Source organism: Streptomyces torulosus (genome assembly GCF_001419765.1).
Taxonomy (GTDB): Bacteria; Actinomycetota; Actinomycetes; order Streptomycetales; family Streptomycetaceae; genus Streptomyces; species Streptomyces torulosus.
Genome location: NZ_LIRK01000900.1, coordinates 1 through 2,703, shown reverse-complemented (window position 1 = coordinate 2,703; position 2,703 = coordinate 1). Strand labels below are relative to the sequence as shown.

Genomic DNA, 2,703 nt, shown 5'->3' with positions numbered 1-2,703 from the left:
CGCGGCGACCAGGGCGACGGCGAGCAGCGCGCCCGCGACGGTCCCGGCCGCGTACTCGGCGCGCGCCAGCCACCCGGTGGCCAGCGCCCAGCCGACCGTGGCGAGCCCGGCGGTGACCCGCCGTGCGGCCGGGCTCCAGCGCCGGGCACGGGAGTCGAGGTCCTCGGCGGCCTCGTCCGTGACGTCGTGCACGACGGGTGCCGACGGAGCGTCCTCGGCGCGCACCAGACGCAGTACGGCACCGTCCGGGACCCCGGCCGACTCCAGGGTGCTGTCGTGGGCGAGCGCGCTGCCGTCCGCGGTGACGAGATGCCGCAACTCGGGCTGTCCGCCGACCTGGTCGTCGAGCAGCCGCATCACCTCGGGCAGCAACAGCCCGACCGGTTCCCGCGACGGCAGCACGAGATCCACGCGCCGCCGTTCACCGACCAGCGTGACCCGGCTGAGTGCCGTACGACCGCCGGTCATCTCCTGGCTCAGGGCCCCCGTAGACATCACGCGTTCGAACCTATCACCGGGTAGAAGTGCTGGTAGGAGTCGCGGAGGAGGCCCCCGACGGGCTCGCCGAGGGCGTCATGGACGGTTGTACCGAACTCCCGTACGGGCTCTTGCCGATGATGCGGTTCGACACGAACGACCACCCCACACATCCCGCGCACAACACCGCCGCGATGACGATCCCGGCGAAGACCTTCCCGATCCGCTCGTCCACCGAGCGCCGCTGCCGCTGCGCCCCGAACAGCAGGGCGTCGCGCAGCCGTCGACGGCGCACCGACACCGACTCCAGCAACTGGCTGTCGTAATCCTGCGCCGCCACGGCTGCCTTCCCTCACTCACTGCTCACTGCTCATACGCGCGGAAGCCGACGCCCGACGCGCGGAAGCCGACGCCGGACGCCGGTCCGCGTCAGCCGATCTGGTCGACCGCCGCGCGGGCCTTGGCCAGCGTGGACTGGGCGGTGCCGTCGTTCTGTTCCAGTGTGGTGCGCACCAGGCGGATGATCTCGCGGACCTCGCCCGCGGCCTTCTTCCAGCGCTCTTCCTTGCCGTGGTAGTCGTCGGAGACACCGTCGGCCTGGAAGTCGGTCATCGCGGCCTTCACCGCGGCGTCGCGGTCGCTGAGCACACGCTCCAGCTGGCCCACGATCGTGCCGAGCGAGGTCTGCACCTCACCCGAGGCACCGGTGTCGTACGAACGGCGGTCCTGGTTCTGACCCATGGTGAATCTCCCCCTGTGGCTCTCGTGGCTCTCGGGCTCTCGATGAACGGTCCGGTGGCCGCCGACCGGTGGCGGTGACCGTCGGCCGGTGGCGGTGGCCGCCGGCTAGCGCGCGCCGAAGCGGGCCGCGTCGAAGTTCGCGAGGCCCATGTTCTGGTTGGCGTTGTCCTGGGACTCCACGTCACCGGTGCCGAAGGCGTTGTCCATGCCCGACTGACCGCCCAGGATCGCGGCGAGCGAGCTGTTGAGGTCCGCGGTGATCTCGTCCGCGCGGTTCTTGAACGAGTCGAACGCCAGCTTGCCCGAGCCGTTGAACTTGCCCTCCAGCGGCTCCGCCGCGCTGATCAGCAACTGGATCAGCGTCCCCAGGTCGTCGCTCGAACCGAGCGTGCTCTTGCCGAGGTCCGCCAGAGTCGTCGACCCCATGTCGAACTTCACGTCGTGTCCACCCCCGTGTGTCTGGGTCACCTACGTCCCGCCCATGCTCCCCCACAACCCGTTGCACCCGCAACGCACTTGCCGTCGAAGTGACATGATCGGGACATAACTCGAACAGGCTTGTGGCGCGAAGAGGTGCGAAGAGCTGCGTCCACCGTCATGGACGCGGTCGATCGGGAGGCGGCCCGCCGACTTTCGGCTCCGCCGCGCGGCGTTCCGGCGGAGCCGCCCTCTACGACCCCGCGAGCGGCCTGCTCGGTACCAGCGGTGTGGCGTCGGTCGTGTCCTTCGCGCGCAGGCCCGGGATCAGTGCCGCCCCCACGGCCAGGTGCATCAGGGCCAGCGCGCCCCGGGTGCCGCCGTCCATGCCCTCGCCCGTCAACGGCAGTAAGGACACGGCCAGTACGGCGACGGCCACCCCGGTCCAGACGGTGCGGGCGCGCCGTACGCCGAACCGCTCCAGCGTGGCCAGCAGCCCCCATCCGGCGAGGGACGCCAGTGACGCGACCGACGCCACCGGCGCCGCGCCGATGGCGAGGGTCTGCTCACCGTCGGTGATCCGCAGCCGGTGCCCCAGGACCGGGTCCGCGACCAGCCACACCATCACGGGTGCCAGGACCGCGAGGCCCGAAGCCACCAGGCGCCGTCCCCGCTTGCTCACTTCGCCGGCACAGCGCGGCCCTGTCGGGCTCCAGCAGATCCGCGAGGGCCGTGCGGATACGGATCGTCGACTCGTCGCGGCCCGCGCCGCGTACCGTGCCGGGGTGCTTGCCGCCGCGGTGCCCGGAGGCGTGCAGTGAGCCGGCGATCGCGCCCGTACGGGCCAGGTGCGCTTCACCGGCATGGACCTCGACCCGGCCCAGCTCTACGCGGGCGAGGTGGACGCCCTGCTCCGCCCCTAGGGGCGGAGCCCCTCGACCCCAACAGGGGACCATTGGCATACCAAAAAAACTTCAAGGGACCGTGCAACCCTTCCCCCGCCTAGCCGGTCGTACTGAGCGTCGGAACTTCTGGAGGGGGATCTGGGGGGATCGCGGGGGTTCTGAC

Annotated in this window: 5 protein-coding genes and 1 pseudogene; all 6 read right to left on the bottom strand. The window is 71.2% G+C overall.

Going from position 1 to position 2,703, the window contains the following annotated elements; translation table 11 throughout:
• Positions 1-495: EsaB/YukD family protein (locus AOK23_RS42190; protein WP_240496824.1), on the bottom strand; the 495-nt coding region annotated here is incomplete at its 3' end.
• Positions 496-511: 16 nt separating this feature from the next.
• The gene (locus tag AOK23_RS46330) at positions 512-817 is read right to left on the bottom strand and encodes a hypothetical protein (protein ID WP_079050024.1); all 306 of its coding nucleotides are present in this window, start codon (positions 815-817) and stop codon (positions 512-514) included.
• An 89-nt stretch (positions 818-906) separates the two neighbouring features.
• Entirely contained in the window at positions 907-1,218 is a 312-nt protein-coding gene (locus AOK23_RS42180; RefSeq protein ID WP_055521555.1) for a pore-forming ESAT-6 family protein, read from the bottom strand.
• Between the two features lie 105 nt (positions 1,219-1,323).
• Positions 1,324-1,656 carry a hypothetical protein gene (locus tag AOK23_RS42175; protein ID WP_055521554.1) on the bottom strand — a complete coding sequence of 111 codons (333 nt, stop codon included), beginning with the start codon at positions 1,654-1,656 and terminating at the stop codon, positions 1,324-1,326.
• 232 nt (positions 1,657-1,888) lie between these two features.
• The gene (locus AOK23_RS42170) at positions 1,889-2,293 is read right to left on the bottom strand and encodes a DUF6069 family protein (protein ID WP_420823803.1); all 405 of its coding nucleotides are present in this window, start codon (positions 2,291-2,293) and stop codon (positions 1,889-1,891) included.
• Positions 2,202-2,492, bottom strand: a pseudogene (locus tag AOK23_RS52185) (hypothetical protein); the annotation flags it as partial. The gene AOK23_RS42170 and the pseudogene AOK23_RS52185, both read right to left, overlap by 92 nt.
• Positions 2,493-2,703 lie beyond the last annotated feature (211 nt).

Excerpts from the sequence above, each read along its gene's own strand:
- AOK23_RS42180 (WP_055521555.1), bottom strand. The coding sequence starts at position 1,218 with ATGGGTCAGAACCAGGACCGCCGTTCGTACGACACCGGTGCCTCGGGT.